The organism is Marinobacter sp. SS13-12 (assembly GCF_030227115.1).
Taxonomy (GTDB): Bacteria; Pseudomonadota; Gammaproteobacteria; order Pseudomonadales; family Oleiphilaceae; genus Marinobacter.
The window spans coordinates 382569-396514 of record NZ_JASSUA010000002.1; the positions used below are offsets into that span (position 1 = coordinate 382569).

Sequence of the window (13946 nt, forward strand, 5' to 3'; positions counted from 1 at the left end):
CCTCCCGTACTTCCCTCAGAGGTTCGGGGTCAATGTCAGGTCAATGCCATTGTCCGGACCGGCGAGGAACTGGTTCAGAACGTCGGTCAGCGGACCGCAGTTCTGCAGTGCTGGCAGATCATAGTTACCGGTTACGTCACCACCTTCAGAGAGTGAGAAGTTGGTGCCTTCCACCGATGCCAGCCCGATGCTTACCGGGTCGGCCGTGCGGCAGTCTCTGCCACCACCGACGGGGATCTTCAGGCCGAACAGGCGAACCGTCACTTTGGGAACTTTCACGTAGAGTGACGAGTTGGCGGTCAGGTTGCCGTTGATCAGTGTGCCGGTGGTGATATCTGCCTGCTCGAACTCCACCCTGGCGTTGGCAGTAAGGCTCTTGAACAGCAGCGGGATCTTGAATTGTCCCTGGGTGGGATCCAGTGCGAGGTCCGCTTCGAACATGCCGGTAGCCAGCTCCAGCTGGGTTGCAATGCTGCCTGACAGAGGCAGTGAACTGCCGGAGGCCTTGATGTCGGTTTGTCCTGCCAGGTCCAGGAGAACCTCGAGGGTGTCACCAGTGCCATCGTTACCCTGGCCACTTAGTGGCACTGAAACGTCCGGGGTTGCCGGGTCGTCGGAGGCGATGTCCAGGGAAGCGCTACGACCGCCGGTAGCAGAGGGCGTAAAGCTGATGGCGACGGTGCAGGCCTCCTCAGGTGCGACGGTAGTGCAGTCATTGGTCTGGATGAAATCACTGCTGTTGCCACCACTGATATCGATACCGGTGATCACCAGCGATTCATTGCCTTCGTTGGAGATAGTGACTTCCGCGGAAGCAGTTTCACCGAGCATCACGGTGCCGAAGCTGATGTCTTCCGGAGTGACAACGATTTCCGGTACCGGAGCCAGCACGCTGGTGCCTGTCAGTGGCACATCCACCAACGGAGTCTCGGTATCGCCGGATTCGATGTTCAGAACCGCATTCTGGTCACCTTCGCCATCCGGTATATAGGTAACGGCTACATCACAGCTCTCGCCGGCGGCTACGGTTGTACAGCTGTTGGTCTGAGTGAACGCAGCTGCGTCGGTTCCACCGAGGCTGATGTTGTTGATGCCAAGCTCGGCCTGGCCGGTGTTGGAGATGGTAACCACCTCTTCAGCCGTGGTGCCGGCCTGCACGTTGCCGAAGTCGATGCTTTCCGGGCTGACGGCAATACGTGGCTCAAACTGCTCGTCGGGAACGACCTGCAGGGTTTGCAGGATGTTGTCCTGCCCCGGGTTCTGGACACACGCGGACGTAAACTCGCCGATGGGCGCCGGCGCAATATCACCGTTCTCAACCCGGGCAATCATGTCGAGCGTCAGCCCGCCGATGGTGATGACGGCCTCACCAACATCGTCTTCGTTAAAGGTGATGGCCGGAGAAGTGCCCTGGGCCGGCACGGTAAATTCGCCGGTTTCATCGGGAATGGGTGACTGGGGAATAGTCAGCGGCACCGTCAGGTCGATCTCGCGATTTGGCGTGACGACCGTTGTTTCATTGGTGGCGGTGCCCTCAATGGTGGCAGAACCCACCAGTTTAAGGCCCAGCCGCGAATCTTCGTTCACCGTCGTCAGTGCGTCTACGGTGAATTCCGGGGTCGGCTGGCCCACGGTTGCCTGGGTGGGAACATCGGCACTGATCTGGGCGCGAATCGGCTGATCACCAATCAACGGGAAGGGGCAGGTGAATTCCAGTTCCAGTGACACGGGTTCGGCAAAGGCATTGCCGCCACCGGTCATCAGCGCCGCGGCGGCTATCGCCGTACCGAACGTGCGGACGCTTTTGTTGGGTTTCCTGAGTTTCATGAGTTCGTCCTCTAGGGTTTCAGTCTTTGTTGTATGGGTATGCAGAAATCACCGATGAGGACTGCTGTATCGGTCTTGCAATGACTCCCTTTATGTCAGCGCAGCGGTTTATCCCCTGCGCCGTTGTATTAGGCCGCCGGGGGGCGGACAGGGTCATTGCTGAGGCCGGCAGGGTTTTTGTTCAAAGCGGAGACAGGGCAGGGGAATTTCCGTTTTCGTGACGCTCTTCAAATCCTCGTTTTCTCCAGGTGGGGCTTATTTGCGGTCTCGCGCCTGCCGTCGAATATCGCCCGGCGTATGCCCGGTCCATGACCGGTAGGCCTTGGTAAATCCGGCCTGATCGCTGAACCCCAGCTTTTCGGCAATGGAATCCAGGGGGACAGCGGTATCGGTGAGATACAGGGTGGCAAAGTACTGGCGAATCTCGTTCCGCAGTTGTCGGAAAGAGGTTCCCGCCGTTGTGAGATGCTGGCGGAGGGTGCGGGGGCTCATATCGAGCCTGCGCGCAAGGTTGTCCATGGTGCAGGGGCGCCCGGGCTGGCTCATGATCATTTCCCGAACCTGCATAACGGTCTCATCCGCCTGCTCGGAAGGTTCGTGTTCCCGCGAGCGGGCATTGGCCAGAATAAACTCAAGACCGGTTTCGTCACTGCGTATTGGCCGGCCGGACAGCGGCATGGTGACCTGGCTTGCCGGGGCGTTGAAACGAAATTCACAATCGCTGGCAATGGTGTTCCATTGTTCGGGGCCCAGACCGGTATCAAAATCGAATTCGAAACAGAAGTGCGTGCATACCTGGGAGGATATCCGGTGGATGCTGCCCATGTAGATCTTGGTCAGGCAGGGGCGAAGGTCTTCCAGGCCCCAGTTGTCCTGCAGCCGTATACGGAACGTGGAGCCGGTAGAGCTCAGGTCCATATCCATCAGCGGCAGGCCAACCCGGAGGTACTGCACGATCATGCTGATCAGCCGGCGTGGGTTTTCCTGGCCCAGCACGGCGAAGCCCAACAGCCCATGAGCGGGAAGATCCAGTTGCTGGCCGAACTGAAATGCGGCCCGCTCGTCACCCATTAGCCATTCCGCTTTGCCCAGCAACTGGAGAACCTGGCCCATGGACAGGCAGGCATCCGGGTTCTCCAGCATCTCGCTGGTGACATTGGTGTCGCCCAGAATGGCGTGGCGCCTGACACCCCTGCGTTCCATAAAACGTATAAACTGCCGGGCATACCGCGCGGAGATAATGGGGACTTCAAGAGCCATTCGACTGGAAGTTTCCACCATTCGTTCCATGACAGGGAGCCTTCTGTTAATGGGATTGCCGCTTTCGGCGTACAGTTGTTCACTATGGTCAGGCCAGTATAGGCGGGGTTTCGGGCGCTGATTTTGCTCATCGTTCACGGTTCTGGTTTCATGGCCGGAAATGACAATGAAACATTGGTTAGGTTTTGCAGGAGATGCATCCATTGACAGCCCGTTGCCCGGTTTGCGAGACGCTTACACTGGTGCCGTTCCAGACAATCAATGACACTCGCTATCACCGCTGTGAAACCTGTGAGGCAACGGTCATGGATGAGTCAGGCTGGCTGGGCGGGCGCGAGGAGAAGGCAATCTATGATCTTCACGATAACAATCCGCAGGACGAAGGCTATCGCCGTTTCCTCTCGAAGCTGACCAACCCGCTACTTGAACGACTGGCGCCCGGGGCCCGTGGCCTGGATTTCGGCTGCGGTCCCGGGCCGGCACTGGCGGTTATGCTGCGGGAGGCGGGGATGGGCATGACGGTCTATGATCCGTTTTTCTACCCGGACAAGTCCGTGCTAAAGCAGCAGTACGATTTTATTACCTGCACGGAAGTGGTGGAGCATCTGCATCGTCCGGCTGAGGTCTTTCGTCAGCTGGACGGGCTGCTGGTCTCCGGTGGCTGGCTGGGTGTGATGACCTGCTTCCAGACCGATGATGAGCGCTTTGCCAACTGGCACTACCGGCGCGACCCGACGCATATTGTGTTTTACCGCCGGGCGACCATGGACTGGTTGGCCAGTGCCCATGGCTGGGCGCTGGAGATTCCGGCCAAGGACGTGGCACTGTTCCAGAAGGGTTAGTCGGGGGAGGGACACTCCAGCACCGGGCATGTGCCGGGGCTGTCCCGATCCACTATCTCCGGGATTGCGCCGTCAAAGCGTTCAGGGTTGATCGTCGCAGCACAGCTGGCGGCAGTTTCAGCAGCGGTGGCGCAGCCCTGGGCTGCCAGTGAGTGGGCCAGGTTGTTCCAGCCCGCGGCCACCCCGGGGAATTTCCGGGTCAGGCGCAGGTAATGGTGTGTCGCCCGCTCTGGTTTTCCCTGTGCCCAGGCGATATTTCCCTGCCCCATAATGGCAGCGGGCTGATCGGGCCAGGTCTGTTCCGCGGTCTGATAGGCCGTTGTTGCGGCCAGGGTCCGGCCAGTGCTTTCCAGGTCGTTGGCCGACATCAGGTAGCGCAAAGGTTCGGCGGTTGCCGGCAGCTGGTAGGGTGGCAGCATGACCGCTGCCCAGTTGTCAGCGCGAGTCCAGGTGGCCATGAACACTTCCAGGGTTTCCTCGTGGTGCTCACGGGTATCGGTATGAAGAATGATGTTCCGTTCCTCTGCATCGAACCCCATTACCACAGCAAAATGCCACTGTGGCCACCAGCCAAACCTCAGGTTTTGCATCACCAGCACAGGATGACCTGCAGCCACTTCTTCCAGCAGGCTTTCCAGTGAGCCATCCAGCGGGTAGACCAGCAGTCCATGGGCACGGGCGGCCGCCACCAGTTCCACTTTCAGGCTGCCCTGGCGTTCCGGTAGGTAGACCAGCTCCTTGAGCACGTCCGGATGGGTGTTCAGGCCCTGACTGTTCAGCATCATGGCCAGGGAAGCAGGGCCGCATTGATAGCGTTCCTGGGCGTAGAAGGGTACCTGTTCCAGCACTCGACGTTGATCCATGTCGGAGGCGCTGGTGAGGGTGTCTGTTTCCGGCCACTGGGGGCGGCTGGCGCAGCCTGCCAGAATCATTACCAGAACAGTACTGGTAACGATTCGAAGCAGGTGCGAATGGGCGGCTATAGTCACGAAGTCGGCGCGCTACCGGATGCAGTTGATGAACGGGTAGATGTTGGTGGCACAGAGCATATCGGTGATGATAAACACCAACAGGAACAGAACGATGATGCCTACGACATCTTCACCTACTGGCGCTTCTGCCAGTTGTTGCTCGAAGGCCGATAGCTCCGCCGGTGTCAGGTTCTGGATGCGTTCTTCAACCTGGTCCTGGCTGACACCCATTTGCGCGAGCTTGTCTTTCACTTCATCGCGCTCGAGCATGTCCAGCAGTGACTGGCGGTCAAGGTCGGCGCGTTGTTCCGTCAGCAGCTCGCCGGTGCCAACCATACCTGCCGTTGCAGACGTTGCCCAGACGGTGCTGAGTGCCATCATGAGCGCCATGAAAAACGATACGTATCGCAGGTGCTTTCTTATAGTCTGCATTCCACTCTCCTTGCTTTCGTTTAAGAAACTCGATTCCCGGGTTCCGGCTCCGGTTTGGCAGGCTGTATTTCGAGGCGTCTTTCCGGCCAGTTCAGAATACCTGATCGGGTGACCATACGCTCTGCCAATTCGGGAAAATCCTGTTTAACAACATTGGCCGCAAATTCTGATAGAAAAGCGGACTTGAGAGTAGCACGTGCTTTCTGGGTTCCGGGTTCCAGATAAGGGGCGGACGAGAGCAAAAGAAATCCGTCGTCCGGTACCCGGCCGCTCTCCATATTGGCTCTGATGATACCGGCAGCCTGGCGGATGGGGTGCGACAGGTCAGGGCTGTAGGGGCCGATGATCAAGGCCACATTGGGTACATGCAGAAAGTCGAATCCCCGTCCGATGCAGATAACCCACTCCCGGTGCTCAATGTTCAGTTCCCGGTCGCTTTTCCTGATGTCAGTGATGTGCTGAATGTTGCCGTGGACCAGCGGTAGCAGGTCTCGCTGGACCGGTATCGGCATATCGGGGTACAGGGCTGCTATTCGTGAGCCGACCTTGTCGGCCTCGGTGGGAGCAATTGTGGACAGGTCCAGGCTGAGGTCGTCGCGACCGTGCAGGACCAGGGCGTCTTCATCGGTTTCGAAACCACAGACCAGAGGGTAGACCGTCTGGTGCCCGCTGCCAAACAACGCTTCAACCTGGCGGCGGATACTGAAGGCATGTGCCCGGGCCGCATCACGGTCGCAGTTGAAGCCGGCGCATCCCCGTTCCGTGGCGCCTTTGGAATAGTGGTAGGTGATGACAATGAGCACCCGCCTGCCAGCGCTGACGGCGTCCTGCACTGTGTCGGCAAGCATGTCTCCGAGATAGGGCCAGCCGAGGTCGAAAATACCGCCAAGGTTGCGAAAGGGGTGGATGATGCCCAGCGGTGTCTGGGTCACATAGGGCAGATGGATGCGGCCATCCATGCACTTCATGGCAATGATCAGCGTGTTGTGTTCCGCCAGGTAACGTTGGCGCGCCAGGTGGTTCTCGGGGCTGCAGAAGCTTGCCGAGTGCTTTCGGCTCAGCTCCATCAGCCAGTCAATCCGCTCGTTAATGGGCCGGGAATGGACAGGTGTGTTCATTGAAATCACCTCTTCAAATCTAAAACGTAGACAGTCCCGTCGCCTCCATCAACCTGTATTGCCAGTATCGTAACCTGGATTCGTCCGCCCAGGCTTCGTAAGGCAGGCTCATCACCGGTGTATCACCGGGACCAAGATTCCACTGCTCATTAAAGAAGCCTGACGCTTTGAGTACCATTACCGAATGCGTTGTTGACGTTAGGTGAACGCTGGTCTCAAGATTCAGGTCGTCCAGATTTCGGCGGGTGAAATTGGCAGAGCCCAGCAGCAGTTGTGCGTTGCCATCATAGTCGCGCCTCAGAAGGAGCTTGGTGTGGCATTGCTCACCCTCGGTGTGACACCAGCGTACTGTGACGCCGGCGCTGTTGAGTTCCATAGCGGTCTGGCGATTGGGGATACCGCTCTTCTTGAGGCCGAAGGCGTCGTTATTGGCGTCCAGCAGCACGCGTACCTGCACGCCTCGTTTATGGGCGTCTTTCAACGCCTCCACAAGGGCGCGATGGGACAGATAGAAAATCGCCAGGTCCAGGCGGTCTCCGGGTGCCGCAGTGTCGATAATCTCCCTGGCGGACGCGAGGATGGCCGATTCTGTGACAACCCTGATGGTTTCCGGTGATTCAGGCTCAGTGTCGGGAAGGTTGCCCAGGGCAGTGTCCACAGCGGTTGTGTCCGCACCGGACATGGCAAGAACAGCCCGCTCGGACCTGAGCAGGTCAGCAACCGCCGGGCCCTCGAATCGCAGGCCAATGTTGCTGTGGCGGCTACTGCCATCGTGGGGGTTGGCGGAGGTTACCACCGCCGTGAAACCGTCAGCACTGTCCACCACCAGCGTTTTGCGATGGTTGGCTTTGAAATTGGGTAGTGCCAGGTAACTGCGAAGGGTGACCGGTTGTTCGCCCAGCGCATTGGGCAACCAGCCCGCAGAGGCGGAGTTGCCCATCCACTGACAGCAAATGCGCCAAAATCCGGACCAGAGCGGGTTGCTGTCACGCAGGCGCTCCAGGCGGGTTTCCACCACCGGTATGCCAGCCTGTCGGAGTTGCTCGAAGTGGGGGGACGTTGTACCGCCATAGACCGTATTGATGGGATCGGAAATCACGATGATGTCCATATCGGGATGCGCCTGCTTGCGTGCAATCAGCGCATCGGTAAGCGTGCTGGCCAGCGGTATCTGGCGGCTGTCATTGGCGCGGAAATCGTTAAACAGGAACATGTCCACCAACACAAACTGCTGTGCATCGGCAATCAGGCTGAAGATTTCTGCAAAGATCTCCTGATCCAGCCGTGGTTCTTCATTGCCGAAGTGCAGGGTTCGGTCGGTGAGCAGCCTGGGGTTGATAACCGGCTGTTCATCACCGTGGAAGCTGAGCCCCTGAGGGAGGGATTTGAATGAGTGGTAGAGGCTGGTTGTTGTGATGGCCAGAACAATCAGGCCAATCAGTAACTTGAATGTCATTGTTGTGCTTCCGGGCGAAGACGTCCATTTTGTGAACTATACGACAGAAGGGCGGTTGGCGTCCTTTAAACCCTCTTCATCACCGGTTAATTCCACTGGATGCGTGATGGTGCTCCCAGCTAAACAAACCTTTACAAAAAACAGCCCCTGGTAACCTATCGCTGCCTGCGTTCACTTTATAAACTTGCTGAATCAACCATTTATAATAACGGTACCTGTGGACTCACTGGCTTTTGTTTTTTCCCGCATTTTCAGCCTGCGCCTGCTCATTATTGGTCTGGCGCTGGTCTTTGCCTTCACGGGTGAAGCACTCCCGATGCTGGGCTGGGCAGATCGTGTTCTGTTCGGCTCCCTTGGAAACCCTTCCGGTATTGTTGACCCAGGCGCACTGGTGAGAATGTCGCCGGAGGTATTCAGTGCGGCCCTGGAAGCGAGAGGGCTTTACGAGCCTCCCTGGGCTGCAGTCGCCATTCGCACCGGGCTTATGGTATCCGCATTGTTTCTGGTGCTTGCGGTTCCCCGCATGGGCGCTGGTGTGGCCCTGCCTGTCATTCTGCTGGCGGCCGGATCACTGGTGGTATTGCAGGCTGCCTTCATGTTTTACGAGAATGCCTGGTTGCCGCTCGGGGAAGTGGTCACCCTGTTGGTGACGGGGTACCTCATCATGCTTTTCTGGCTGCAACCCCGGCGGGATCTCGAGGCACTGTCCGAGAATGTGCAGGCGGCGCGGACCCGCCTGGGCAAGCTGTTACTGCAGCAGGGCCAGCCGGACGAAGCGCTGGAAGTGTTGTCCGAGTGTCCTCCCAGCGAGGACACTCTCGGCCTGCAGTACGATATCGCTATCCAGCAGGAGCGTAAACGCCAGTATGACAAGGCCTGCACCACCTATCGGCAGATTCTTGGTCAGAAGCGCAAGTACCGGGATGCCGACAAACGCCTGGCGGCCCTGGAAAACCTGAATGCGGAAGGTGCCGCTACCGTGGCGGGAAGCTTCGACAGCACACGAACGCTGGTATTGCCGGAACAGAGCGTCAGCCGACCCACTCTGGGCCGTTATGAGATCGAACGGGAGATCGGGCGTGGCGCCATGGGCGTGGTCTATCTTGGCAAGGACCCTAAAATCGCCCGCACGGTGGCGATCAAGACGCTCAGTTACCAGGCCTTCGATGACAACGAATTGCGGGACCTGAAATCCCGGTTTTTCAGGGAAGCGGAAGCGGCAGGGCGCCTCAGTCACCCGGCCATCGTCACTGTCTACGATGTCGGCGAAGAAGCAGACCTGGCATTTATTGCCATGGACTATGCCAGGGGTCGTCCGCTCAGCGACTTCGGCAAGCCGGGCCGTCTGTTGCCACTGGCAACGGTGCTCGATATTGTCGCCAGGGTGGCAGACGCACTGGATTACGCCCATCGCCAGAAGATCATTCACCGCGACATAAAGCCTGGCAACATTATTTTCAACCCGGACAATGGTGAAATCAAAATCACCGACTTCGGGATTGCCAAGATCTCGGATGATTCCCGTACCCGCACTGGTAGCGTGATGGGAAGCCCGCTCTATATGTCGCCCGAGCAACTCAAGGGACAGAAGGTAACCGGTGCGTCCGACACCTATAGTCTGGGCATCACGCTGTACAAGCTGGTATCCGGAGAAACACCCTATCAGGGGGATACCCTGGCGAACCTGACCTACCAGATTCTGAACAAGCGCCCGAAGAGTGTCCGCGAGTTTAATCCGGAACTGCCCAATGGCGTGGTTCGTCTTATCAATAAAGCCATCCAGCGGGAGCCGGACAAGCGCTTCCTCAGTGCCGCCACCATGGCAGAAGCACTGCGGCGGCAGGCATCCCGCGAGGCGAAGGAGGAAGCATCGTGATGATTCCCCGGGTAGCCGGTCTCAGTGACGTCGGGGCTGTGCGCGCAACCAATCAGGACGCCATTGACTGGCGGGTCAGTGATGATAACCGGCAGGTGTTATTGGTCGTTGCTGATGGCATGGGGGGCTATCAGGGCGGAGAAATTGCCAGCCGGATTGCGGTAGATACGGTCATGGAGGCGCTGGGAGGGTACCTGATGCCCGGAAAGGCGAGCGATTCAGACACGCCCCCGGACGCCATGCAGGCGTCCATCAACCTTGCCAATGAGCGCATTCAGGAGCGCAGGGCAGGGGACGTGGACCTTGCTAAAATGGGCACGACCCTGGTGATCACCTGGATGATCGATGGTGAAGCTCACATTGCACACCTCGGAGATTCCCGCTGTTATCTTGTTCACGAGGGTAAACTGCGGTGTCTGACCCGGGACGATACCGTGGTTCAGAACATGCTGGAAGATGGCAGTATCCAGCCGGACGATGTGCCCCATGTACCCTTTCGAAACGTGCTGACCCGCGCTCTCGGCGCGTCATCTTCACTCGCCAGTTTCGGGAAGGTAGCGCTGCGTCCGGGCGATAGTCTGCTGCTGTGCTCCGATGGCCTCACCGGTGCCCTGCCGGAGGCTGACTGGTTACCCATACTGTCAGGCCAGGGATCTGTGGAAGACAAGGTCCGGGCGCTGGTCAATACAAGCCTGGACAATGAAGCAGCGGATAACGTGTCCGTTGTTCTTTTGACAATCGATTAGCAAAGGAGCCCTGTATGGCGTCACTTTCACAACTGGTGGATAGCGTCGTGGTAACCACGTTTGAACTGGACCAGCCCGAGATTCGTGTCGGCAGGGGTGGAGACAACGATATCCGCATCGATGAAATTTCTGTCAGCGGTCATCATGCGGTCATTGAGGCGGTACCCAACGCCTATCTGGAAGACACGGTGGATTACTACATTACCGACAGCAACAGCACGAATGGCACGTTTGTGAACGACATCCGCATCAGCGGACGCCAGCGCCTGAACAGCAATGACCTGGTGCGGATTGGCTGGAATGAATTCCGGTTTGTGGACGAAGACGAGAATGCGATGGAAAAGACCGCCTACATTCTGGACTAGTGCCTACCGGTTCATGGCTTTTTATCGGTTCATGACTATCTGTGAAAAGCGATCCAGCAGGGAGGAGGCTTCCGGCGCGCTGGTCACTTCTGCCAGCAGGGCTTCCGCATCAAGCCCTTCCTTCACAAGGTCAGGTGCCTGTACCTCGAGATAAGCCCGCATGACATCCGATGAAAATTCCGGATGGAACTGAACACCCCATGCGCAGGGTCCCACCCGGAACGCCTGGTGGGCCTCGAACTCATTGCGGCCCAGCAGAACAGCGTTGTCCGGCAGCCGCAGAACGGATTGTCGGTGAGTCAGCTGCGCCGGGAACCGGCGGGGGAGCCCCTTGAACAGGGGATCGTCCAGGGCCGTATCGAGCAGCTCCACCGGATGGGTGCCGGTTTCCCTGCCCCGGGGATGAAAGCCCACCTCGCCGCCCAGAGCGTGGGCCAGCAACTGATGGCCGTAGCAAACGCCCAGAACCGGAATTTCGGCCCTGACCGCGCCGGCAAGCCAGTGGCCGGTCTGTTCGCTCCATGGTTCACGGTCGCTGACCATGGCCGGAGAGCCGGTGATGACGATGCCGTCCCAGTCTTCCGGTTGCCCCGGGAGGTCGTCTACCGTTACATCCACAACATGGGTGTTGAGTTCCGGCGCCAGCCGGGCTGCAAACCAGCTGTCAAAATCCCCGAATGCCTCGCGTAGAGCAGGGTAGGTGTTGCCGGTTTTCAGTATGACGACCCTTGGCAAGTTACTGCTCCTGTTGGTCAGCAATCACGGCGTTATGGTAGACGTTCTGCACATCATCCAGATCGTTCAGCATGTCCATGAATTTTTCGAACAGCTCGATGTCGTCGCCTTCAATGGTTGTGGTAGTCTGCGGCAGGAACTGAATCTCGTCTACCTCGAATTCCAGGCCCTCGAACGCGTCCTGCAATGCCTGGCGGGCCTTGGCGTATTCTGTGTGGGGAGCAAACACGGTAATCATGCCGTCTTCATGCTCAATGTCGGTGACATCCACGTCGGCCATCATCAGTGCTTCCAGTGCGGCCTCTTCATCGTCGCCGCGGAACCCGAATATAGCGCAGTGGTCGAACATGTGGCTGACACTGCCCTGGGTGCCGATTTTGCACTTGGTTTTGGTAAAGGCCAGGCGAACGTCACCGAAGGTGCGGTTGGGGTTGTCCGTCAGGCAATCCACAATGGCCATGCAGTTACCCGGCCCGAAGCCCTCATAGCGGGCAGCAGAGAAGTCTTCACCGGTTCCCCCCTGGGCTTTCTCGATGGCCTTCTCGATAACGTGTGCCGGCACCTGGTCTTTCTTGGCGCGGTCGATCAGGCCGCGCAGGGTCAGGTTACTGTCCGGATCCGGGCCGCCGGATTTGGCGCACACGTAGATTTCACGACCGTATTTGCTGTAAACCTTGGTTTTGGCGGCGGCCGTTTTGGCCATGGAGTCTTTGCGGTTCTGATAGGCTCTGCCCATTACGCTGCCTCAATGTTGTCTCAAAAGTGCGGATTTTACTCGACAAAACAGACCGGTGACAGAGTTATTTCCCGGCGCTGTGCCCCACCCCGCTATGCCCCACCCAAAGTTGTAAACCTTCGCCACTTTAGAGTCAAAGACGCCACTGATGGCGGGTGGTAGCGTGGAATCGTCCCTTGATCCCCGGAGGTTTCCATGACACGCCGATACGCTACCAACCGGATAGCCATGGCCGTGAGTTGTCTGATGTTGCTTTCGCCAGCGGTGCAGGGCGATGAGTCGGACCAGCAAATGGGCGTCGCCCGCGAGATGGTCAGGGTGCTTGAAGCCTATGCCGTTTACAAAATGGGCCAGTATGATCTGGCTTTCGAGCGTTACCAGGCGCTTGCCGAGGCGGGTAGCCATCAGGGGATGTACAACCTGGCAAACATGTACGCTGCTGGCCTTGGTGTGGAACAGAGTCACGCCAGAGCCTTTGAGTGGTATCTGAGAGCGGCCGAAGCCGGCAATAAACTGAGCATGTCCGAAGTCGCAAGAGCTTATGCCGAAGGTATCGGTACCGAGGCAGACCCTGTTCAGGCTGACTACTGGCAAGCCATGGCTTCGGACTCATAACCCCCTGCGGAACATGAATCCGGTACCCGCTACGCTGAAAGGTAGTCGACTGGCCGCTGGTAATTTTCCTGGCTCACCAGATCAATCCCGCAGTCAACGCTGGATACCCAGTTCAGAAACTGATCCACCATGGCCGGGCCCTCAAAGCGCTTACCGTGCTGCGGCACGATGGCGCTGACCTCCATCTGCCGAACCATATTGGCCCACAGCTCACACACCTTCCTTGATGCAATGTAGCGCCGGTGGAAACCGATCATGTTGGGTATGTGCCTGTCGAAGTCTGTGACCGGCTTGTGGTCATCCTCACCACCCATGGACGCTCCCAGGTCCCCCGAAAACAGGATTCTGGATACCGGATCATAGAACTGCAGGTTACCCACCGAGTGCATGAAGTGGGCGGGCAGGCACTGGATATAGGATGCCCCGAAAGGCACGTTAATGCCGCCGTCCGGCACGCTTACAATGCGGTCGTAAACGCTTCCGCTGAGTTGCCCGGTTACATAGCCGGATACCAGGTGCGGCAGGAAACGGGCCCAGAGGCGGGAGGTGACGATTTTGGCGCGGGTGTGCACAATCCAGCGGTCGATGGCGCCGATGATATCCGGGTCCTGGTGGGAGGCAAACACGTAGTCCATTTCGCGGATATTCATGTATCGCGATGCCGCAACAGACAGCGGGGTATAGGTCAGATCTCCGCCCGGATCAATCAGGGCCTCATGCTTGCCATCAACAATCAGGAACTGGTTGGACTGTACGCCCTCGCCGGTTACCAGTGAATCGAACATCAGGCACTTGTGTTGCCCGTTATCAAACAGAACGATGGGTTCCGCTGCCATTCTTGTCTCCCGGTAGGCTGACTATCCGGCCGGGACGGCCGGATACTGCAAAATTTCCGGGAGGGTACAAAATTGGTAAAAGCGACCTATTGCGTCAGGTCAATAAACTGATATCCATCAAGAAATGTTTT

14 protein-coding genes are annotated in these 13946 nt (G+C 58.1%); 5 read left to right on the top strand and 9 right to left on the bottom strand.

Annotated elements, in window-relative coordinates:
* Positions 1–15: 15 nt before the first annotated feature.
* Both QPL94_RS14805 and QPL94_RS14810 read right to left on the bottom strand, forming a co-directional pair.
* Positions 16–1827 carry a choice-of-anchor D domain-containing protein gene (locus QPL94_RS14805; protein WP_285358410.1) on the bottom strand — a complete coding sequence of 604 codons (1812 nt, stop codon included), beginning with the start codon at positions 1825–1827 and terminating at the stop codon, positions 16–18.
* Positions 1828–2082: 255 nt separating this feature from the next.
* On the bottom strand, positions 2083–3087 hold the full coding sequence (locus QPL94_RS14810; protein ID WP_285358412.1) for an AraC family transcriptional regulator: 1005 nt from the start codon (positions 3085–3087) through the stop codon (positions 2083–2085).
* A gap of 194 nt (positions 3088–3281) precedes the next feature.
* Between QPL94_RS14810 and QPL94_RS14815 the strand changes: the two genes are divergently transcribed.
* Complete coding sequence (locus QPL94_RS14815) at positions 3282–3929, top strand: class I SAM-dependent methyltransferase (protein WP_502881551.1); 648 nt, start codon at positions 3282–3284, stop codon at positions 3927–3929.
* On the opposite strand, the gene QPL94_RS14820 is transcribed toward QPL94_RS14815, so the two are convergent.
* The 4 genes from QPL94_RS14820 to QPL94_RS14835 are packed head-to-tail and all read right to left on the bottom strand — an operon-like array spanning position 3926 to position 7906.
* Positions 3926–4918, bottom strand: a complete 993-nt coding sequence (locus QPL94_RS14820; RefSeq protein ID WP_285358416.1) for a PA2778 family cysteine peptidase — start codon at positions 4916–4918, stop codon at positions 3926–3928. The two genes, QPL94_RS14815 and QPL94_RS14820, sit on opposite strands and share 4 nt — an antisense overlap.
* A 12-nt stretch (positions 4919–4930) precedes the next feature.
* The gene (locus tag QPL94_RS14825) at positions 4931–5332 is read right to left on the bottom strand and encodes a PA2779 family protein (protein WP_285358418.1); all 402 of its coding nucleotides are present in this window, start codon (positions 5330–5332) and stop codon (positions 4931–4933) included.
* Positions 5333–5352: 20 nt separating this feature from the next.
* Positions 5353–6450 (bottom strand): carboxysome shell carbonic anhydrase domain-containg protein, encoded by a 1098-nt coding sequence (locus QPL94_RS14830; protein ID WP_285358420.1) that lies wholly within the window; start codon positions 6448–6450, stop codon positions 5353–5355.
* 19 nt (positions 6451–6469) lie between these two features.
* Positions 6470–7906, bottom strand: coding sequence for a phospholipase D-like domain-containing protein (locus tag QPL94_RS14835; protein ID WP_285358421.1), 1437 nt, complete (start codon positions 7904–7906; stop codon positions 6470–6472).
* 217 nt (positions 7907–8123) lie between these two features.
* Between QPL94_RS14835 and QPL94_RS14840 the strand changes: the two genes are divergently transcribed.
* From QPL94_RS14840 to QPL94_RS14850, 3 genes are read left to right on the top strand one after another with little or no spacing between them, the layout of a single operon-like run.
* Positions 8124–9782, top strand: coding sequence for a serine/threonine-protein kinase (locus QPL94_RS14840; RefSeq protein WP_285358422.1), 1659 nt, complete (start codon positions 8124–8126; stop codon positions 9780–9782).
* A complete protein-coding gene (locus QPL94_RS14845) occupies positions 9782–10528 on the top strand; it encodes a PP2C family protein-serine/threonine phosphatase (RefSeq protein WP_285358722.1) in 747 nt (248 codons plus the stop codon). The genes QPL94_RS14840 and QPL94_RS14845 overlap by 1 nt, the downstream gene beginning before the upstream one ends.
* A gap of 14 nt (positions 10529–10542) precedes the next feature.
* Positions 10543–10893, top strand: coding sequence for an FHA domain-containing protein (locus tag QPL94_RS14850; RefSeq protein WP_285358424.1), 351 nt, complete (start codon positions 10543–10545; stop codon positions 10891–10893).
* 21 nt (positions 10894–10914) lie between these two features.
* On the opposite strand, the gene QPL94_RS14855 is transcribed toward QPL94_RS14850, so the two are convergent.
* Both QPL94_RS14855 and QPL94_RS14860 read right to left on the bottom strand, forming a co-directional pair.
* Entirely contained in the window at positions 10915–11628 is a 714-nt protein-coding gene (locus QPL94_RS14855) for a glutamine amidotransferase (protein ID WP_285358425.1), read from the bottom strand.
* A 1-nt stretch (position 11629) separates the two neighbouring features.
* Positions 11630–12364 carry a YebC/PmpR family DNA-binding transcriptional regulator gene (locus QPL94_RS14860; RefSeq protein WP_137437711.1) on the bottom strand — a complete coding sequence of 245 codons (735 nt, stop codon included), beginning with the start codon at positions 12362–12364 and terminating at the stop codon, positions 11630–11632.
* Positions 12365–12559: 195 nt separating this feature from the next.
* Here QPL94_RS14860 and QPL94_RS14865 point away from each other — a divergent pair, with 195 nt between their 5' ends.
* Positions 12560–12979: a tetratricopeptide repeat protein gene (locus QPL94_RS14865; protein ID WP_285358426.1), complete on the top strand. Its 420-nt coding sequence runs from the start codon at positions 12560–12562 to the stop codon at positions 12977–12979.
* 29 nt (positions 12980–13008) lie between these two features.
* On the opposite strand, the gene QPL94_RS14870 is transcribed toward QPL94_RS14865, so the two are convergent.
* Positions 13009–13815: an oxygen-binding di-iron domain-containing protein gene (locus QPL94_RS14870; RefSeq protein WP_285358428.1), complete on the bottom strand. Its 807-nt coding sequence runs from the start codon at positions 13813–13815 to the stop codon at positions 13009–13011.
* Positions 13816–13946: the final 131 nt, after the last annotated feature.